Origin of the sequence: Micromonospora sp. RTP1Z1, assembly GCF_033804685.1 — a bacterium.
In the GTDB taxonomy this organism is placed as follows: Bacteria; Actinomycetota; Actinomycetes; order Mycobacteriales; family Micromonosporaceae; genus Micromonospora.
In genome coordinates this window covers 1-6,419 of sequence record NZ_JAPFQV010000114.1, presented here as the reverse complement: position 1 = coordinate 6,419, position 6,419 = coordinate 1, and the positions used below count along the sequence as shown (strand labels likewise).

Genomic DNA, 6,419 nt, shown 5'->3' with positions numbered 1-6,419 from the left:
AGTCCGGGCCGGGCGGCAACGACGACGCGGCCGGCACCTCCAGCCTCCTGGAGGTGGCCCGGGCGCTGACCGCCGGTCCCCGGCCGCGCAACGACGTCGTCTTCGTGCTCACCGACGCGGAGGAGGCGTGCCTCTGCGGCGCCTCGGCGTTCGCGTCGAGCCATCCGCTGGCCGCCGACGGCGGGGTGGTGCTCAACCTGGAGGCGCGCGGCTCGACCGGTCCCGTGATCATGTTCGAGACGTCCCGGAACAACGCGAAGCTGGTGGACGTCTTCGGCCGCGCCGCCCCGCACCCGGTCGGCACCTCGTTCGCCGTGGAGATCTACCGGGCGCTGCCGAACGACACCGACTTCACCGCCTTCGGGGACAAGAAGTTCGTCGGGTTGAACTCGGCGTATATCGACGGCGGTGCGGTCTACCACACGCCGCTGGACACCCCGGCGGCGATGGACCGGGGCAGCCTCCAGCAGCACGGCGACAACGCGCTCGGGCTGGCCCGGGAGTTCGGCCGGACCGACCTGACGGCGCTGCGCTCTGGCCACGACGCCACCTACTTCCCGGTGCCGGGCGGGCTGGTCCGCTACCCCGGCTGGCTGACCCTGCCGCTGGCGCTGCTCGCCGTGGTCGCGGTCGGCGTGCTCGGCTGGCTGCTGCGGCGGCGGGGCCGGGCCACCGCCGGCCGGCTCGCCGCCGGCTTCGGGCTCGCGCTGGCGCCGATCGTGGCCGCCCCGCTGGGCGCGTGGCTGCTCTGGGCGGGGATCACCGCGCTGCGTCCCGGCTACGCCGAACTGCTCGACCCGTACCGGCCGGTCTGGTACCGGCTCGCCGTGGTGGCGCTCGCCGCCGCGATCCTCTTCGCCTGGTACGCGCTGACCCGCCGGTGGGCCGGCCCGGCCGCCCTCGCGTTCGGCGGACTGGCCTGGCTGGCCCTGCTCGGAGTGCTGCTCGCCGTCCTGGTGCCGGGCGGGGCGTACCTGGCGACCCTGCCCGCCCTGGCCGGCGCGCTCGCCGGCCTGGCGGCGCTGGCCACCCGGATCGACGGCCCGTGGCCGGTACTCGCGGTGGCCCTGGCCGGCGCGGTCGGCGTGGTGATCCTGCTGCCCGCCGTGGTGCTGCTCTTCCCCGCGCTCGGTATGGCGATGGGCGGGGTCGCCGCGCTCTTCGCGGTGCTGCTCGGGCTGGCCGCGCTGCCGGTGGTGGACCTGCTGCACCCGCAGGCCGGCGGGCAGCGGGGCCTGGTCGCGCTACGGGCCCGCCGGCTGGGCCCGCTGCCGGCCACCGCCGCCGCGCTGGCGGCGGTGGTCCTCGCCGGGGTCGGCCTCACGGTGGACCGCTTCGACGCCGCCCACCCGGTGCCCACCCACCTGATGTACGCGTTGGACGCCAGCACCGGCCGCGCCGAGTGGCTCAGCCGCGAGAAGGACCCGCAGCCCTGGACCGACGGGTACGTCGACGGCACGGTCTCGGTGGCGGACGACTTCCCGGGGTTGGGCGACGCCGAGTTGCGAGCCGGACCCGCGCAGGCGGCGGACCTGCCCGCGCCGAAGCTGGAGGTGCTCTCCGACACCCGTTCGGGCGGCCAGCGGGTCCTGCGACTGCGGCTCACCCCGCAGCGCCCGGTCCGTCTCGCCTCGCTGCACGTGGACACCTCGACCGCCACGGTCCGGTCTGCGACCGTGGCCGGGCGGGACGTGCCGGTGAAGGCCCGCGACGGCCGCTGGGGCTTCGGGATCGTCTTCCACGCCCCACCGCCGGAGGGCATCGAGGTCACCCTGACCCTGATCCCGAAGGCGGGCAAGGTGACGTTGCGGGCCATGGACGCCAGCGACGGCCTGGCCGCCGTCCCCGGCTTCCGCCCCCGCCCCGCCGCCGTAGGCGTGGCCGGCTCCCACACCTCCGAAATGCTCGCCGTAGCCCGCACCTACCCCCTCTGACCCCACCCCTCCCCGCGATCTTGCACTTGCGGCCTCGGCAAAAGGCAGGAACAACACACAGAACGAGGGCGCTAAGTGCAAGATCGCGGGGATCTGACCTGCCTTGGGCCGTACTCATCCGGGCTTACCGCGCGCTCGGACAGAGTCCTCGCCGCGCTGCATTTCATTCCGTATTTCTCGATTTGCCGATGTCGGGTCGCAGCCGGTAGCTCGAAGTAAGTCGCTCGCGGCGGTGCGCAGTTGGGTCACCACCGCGTCTCCGAATTCGTCGACTCCCAGGGCTCGGGCTCGGCCAGCCTTGTAAACGGCGTCGCGTACCGTGTGGCGGGTTCTCTCGGTTGGGCGCCCGGCGCGATGCTCACGGCGCAGCAGCTCGACCGCATCGGCGAGTTGTCCGACGCTGGCGGGCAGGTCGGGGGGAATCGGCTCGTTGTACTGCAACGCCATCGCTGACCGGCGGGCCACCCCCCGGCTGTGTTCGATGACTCGTTCTACTTGCGCGGTCGCGCGTGCGAAGCGTTCCACATCCTGACGGCGCAGCCAACGGGCAGGCGCCAGGCTAACTACCTCTTCGGCGCCGCTGAGCGCCTGGTGCATCCGATCGAGGTCGGATCCCATGCCGCGTAGTGCGTCCAACGCTCGAACCGCCCGCTGCTGATCGCCTGTTGCCAGCGCTGCGGAAACCTCCCTCAGCTGACCGGCGAGGCATTGGAAGATTGGGGCTGCGTCGCGGTCGAGGATCCGCATCGGGTTCAGCGGCGCCAGCAACGCGACTACCACGAGGCCCACGACACCGCCGACCATCGTTTCGACAATCCGTGGCCATTCAAGGTCCTTCTGAGCCGGAGCCAGGGTCGCGAGTAGAACCGCCGTACCGCCAGCCTGGCCAACGGCAGCCCCGCTGCGCCCGAACAGCACGAGCGTGGCGAAGATGGCGCATCCGACGATAAATCCGGTCTGCCAGAACCCGGTGCCCAGAAAGGTCAGCAGGAAGTCAGTGGTGGCGATACCAAGTCCGACTCCGAGCAGCAGTTCGACCGTGCGGTGGGCACGCTGGCCGAGCGCGGCGACGATCGTACCCACCGCGGCGGAAGGGGCGAAGATCGGCGCGGGGTTGCCCAGCACATCGTGTCCGATCGCCCAGGCCAGAGCTGCGGCGAGTCCCGCCTGCACCGAGATCACCAGGGCGACTTCCAGCTGATTCAGCCGCAATCGACCCGCCCGGCCACCTCGACCCCGAACCCGAGCAGCAGTTGCCTTCACATGCTCAACAACACGGTCAAGCCGTGACCGGTTAACGCCTGGCCGCCGGCGACCATCAGGACTCACCGAGCACTCGTACCATGCACACGCCCAGCACGTCCGGCCAATCCCCAAGGCCATCACGAAGTGACGGTCACCGAAGTCGCCCTCGAACGTGTCCTCAGCCATCTCACCGGCGAGCATGCGGCTGGCCGGGACGAGCGCCGCGATGAGTTCGGGCCGGCGCCGAGCCGACGGGCGCGGCGAGCTTCGGCAGGGCGACGGGCGTCTCAGCACCGGCCGGGCTTACCGGACCGTTGCTGGCTCTGGCCCCGGTCCGCCGGCGTCCGCTCGACCAGGTCGTTGGTCAATGAACGGAAGTGAAATAGCCGGCTTCACGGAATCATGTGAGGCGCTCGGGACGGTTCGGCGCGGGCGGCGGCTCTCTGTGAGTGGAATGGCTGTGTGGGGCGCTGATGGCCAGGAGGGCGGTGTCGTCGGTGAGCCCGGCGCCGAAGGTGCCGAGTAGATCGGTGACGGCGGTGACGGCGTCGGCGGCGTTGGTGGGTGCGAGATCGGCGGCGAATCGGGCGAGGGCTGCCGCTCCGTAACGGCCGTCGGGGGTTTCGCTGCTGGCGGTACGGGCCTCGGTGAGTCCGTCGCTGTAGAGGAGCAACGTGTCGCCGGGGTTCGCTACGACGGTGGTGTTGGTGTATTGGGAGGTCGGGAAGGCCCCCACGATGCGACCCTTCGTGCGTTGGTAGCAGGCGGAGCCGTCGGCCCGTAGCAGCAGTGGTTCGGGGTGTCCGCCGCTCGCGATGACCGCGCTGAACCCGCCGACGGTCGGTGTGGGAGTGAGGATGCCGGAGACGACGGTGCAGTAGCGGGCGTCGTCGCGATATTCCTGCCAGAGCACGGTGTTGAGGTTGTGCAGCGCGGCGGCAGGGTCGGGGTTGTAGACGGTTGCGGCGCGCAGGGTGTAGCGGGCCAGGGCGGTGACGGCCGCCGCTTCGACGCCTTTGCCGCTGACATCGCCGAGGAAGAATCCCCAGCGGCCGTCGTCGAGGGGGAACAGGTCGTAGAAGTCCCCGCCGACTTCGTCGGTGGAGGCCATCCGGTAGTACGCGGCGCTCTCAAGGCCGGGCGGGGTTTGCAGCACGGCCGGGAGCAGACTTCGTTGCAGTTTGCTGACGAGTTGCCGGAGCCGTTCGTCCTCGCGTTCGGCGGCTCTGCGGGCGTCGAGGAGCTCCCGTTCGTAGGCGCGGCGTTCTCTGGCGTCGAAGATGGTCGTGCGGATGAGTTGGGGTTGGCCTTCGCTGCTGGCCTTGACGACGGAGGTGACGAGGACCGGCATGCGGGAGCCGTCCTTGGTGCGGAGTTCGAGGGAGATACCGCCGATCTCGCCCTGCATGGTCAGCATGGGTGCGAAGTGGGTTTCGTGGTAGATGCGGCCCCCCGCCGGTGAGCAGGTCGCTGAAGCGGCGCCGGCCGACGAGTTCCTCGCGGGTGTAGCCGAGCCAGGCCAGCAGGGTGCCGTTGATCTTCGCAATGGTGCCGTCCAGGAGGGTGGACAGGTTCCCGCAGGGCGCATTCTCGTACAGGTCCTCGAGGTTGTCTTCGAGCAACGCGGGGAATCTCCCCTCGCTCGGCCCGGCGCTCCCGACATCGCATGGACCTTGGCGGGAAGGACCACGTCGGGCAGCTGCGGTCATCGGTAAGCGGCCCTGATGAACGACGTGATCGCTGCGGCCGTGGCCTCCGGCGCGCTCAACTGCGGGCAATGCCCGGTCGCGTCCAAGGTGACCAGCCGACTTCCGGCGATCTGCGCGTGCACGAACGCGCCGACTTCAGGCGGCGCGATGGCGTCCTGGGCGCATTGCAGGATCAGGGTGGGAACGCTCACCGCGGCGAGGTCGGCACGATTGTCGGACAGGAACGTGGCGCGGGCGAACACCTGCGCCATTGCGGGGTCCGTCCGGCAGAAACTTGCCGTCAGCTCTTCACCCAGCTCGGGCCGCTCAGGATTGCCCATGATCACGGGGGCCATGCTTGACGACCAGCCGAGGTAGTTGCTGTCCAGCGACTCAAGCAACTCGTCGATGTCATCGCGAGTGAAACCACCTCGGTAGTCCCCGTCATCGAGGTAGCACGGTGACGGGGTGACCAGGACAAGTGCGGCGAAGCGGTCCGGCTCGCGCTTCGCTGCGAGGACTCCGATGCTCGAACTGACCGAGTGCCCGACGAAGATCGGCTGCTGAAGGTCCAGGTCCTGGCAGATGCTCAGCACATCATCGGCGTAGCCGTCCAGGGAGGCGTACCGGTCGGCGTCCCAGGCCGTCGGGTCAGCCTTACCTGATCCGACGTGATCGAACAGCACCACCCGGGCCCACTGTTCCAGTTCGGCGGTGATGTAGCGCCACATGTGCTGGTCGCAGCCGAAGCCGTGCGCGAGCACGACGGTAGGGCCGTCCTCGCGACCGGCCAGCACGACGTTGTTACGGCTCCGCACACGCATTCACCTATCTTCCACCACCCACACGCGGGGACCAAGTGCCCGCTCACCTGGGCAAACGTTGCGTACGCAACAGACTGCGAGCCCGGTTGGGACTTGTCCTGCCTGGTGAACTCTTCGGCGGGCTCGAACTTGTCAGACTGACTCCGGAAGCCTTCGACCGGAAGCCAGCGGCATGCGACGCGCCAAGGTGCCAAGATCGGGCGGGTAGCTGTACGGCGCCGGGGACGGCCCTCGCTGCCCGAGGGGTCTGGACCGCAGGTGCATTACTGATGCCCTCACGCGCGCTACTGGCAGTGGCTGGCATCGAGTGGACGTACCGCCCGCCCCGCAGGACGGCACCCGGTGACATCCGATGATGCTCGCCACCCCCACTCGGGACGAAGGGGTCCATCTCCGTCGGCGAGACGGCGGCCGACGGAGCTTGGCGTCCAAAGAAGCCTGGGGATGGCGGTGAGAGGCTGGCTAGTTCCTCATGAACACATGGCACAGATCCGGCACAACCGAGCGCGAGTAACGGCGGAAGATGCCGGAAACCGACAGAAGGTGTTTCGACAGGTCAGGAGCCATGCCGGGGATGGCGCGGGAGGCCGGCAGGCCGGGACTCTTACGGCTTGGTGCGCGGTAGAGGAAAGACCCGGGTCGATCATGAAGGTGGCCGTGCGGGACGATCATGATTGTGACGTCAGGATGGGCCCGCACGGCCTTGTCTCATCGTATCTTCACCGGCA

At 69.7% G+C, this 6,419-nt stretch carries 4 protein-coding genes; 1 reads left to right on the top strand and 3 read right to left on the bottom strand.

Annotation, left to right across the window (positions count from 1 at the left end; all coding sequences use genetic code 11):
* Nucleotides 1-1,934, top strand: a 1,934-nt coding sequence (locus tag SLP03_RS31090) for a M28 family peptidase (RefSeq protein ID WP_319464210.1), incomplete at its 5' end; no start/stop codon positions are given.
* 114 nt (nucleotides 1,935-2,048) lie between these two features.
* Here the strand turns inward: SLP03_RS31090 and SLP03_RS31085 are convergent.
* The 3 genes from SLP03_RS31085 to SLP03_RS31075 all read right to left on the bottom strand — a co-directional run bounded on the left by SLP03_RS31085 (nucleotide 2,049) and on the right by SLP03_RS31075 (nucleotide 5,691).
* On the bottom strand, nucleotides 2,049-3,365 hold the full coding sequence (locus SLP03_RS31085) for an FUSC family protein (protein WP_319464209.1): 1,317 nt from the start codon (nucleotides 3,363-3,365) through the stop codon (nucleotides 2,049-2,051).
* Between the two features lie 214 nt (nucleotides 3,366-3,579).
* On the bottom strand, nucleotides 3,580-4,596 hold the full coding sequence (locus SLP03_RS31080) for a PP2C family protein-serine/threonine phosphatase (RefSeq protein ID WP_319464208.1): 1,017 nt from the start codon (nucleotides 4,594-4,596) through the stop codon (nucleotides 3,580-3,582).
* 288 nt (nucleotides 4,597-4,884) lie between these two features.
* Complete coding sequence (locus tag SLP03_RS31075) at nucleotides 4,885-5,691, bottom strand: alpha/beta hydrolase (RefSeq protein ID WP_319464207.1); 807 nt, start codon at nucleotides 5,689-5,691, stop codon at nucleotides 4,885-4,887.
* Between the last annotated feature and the right edge of the window lie 728 nt (nucleotides 5,692-6,419).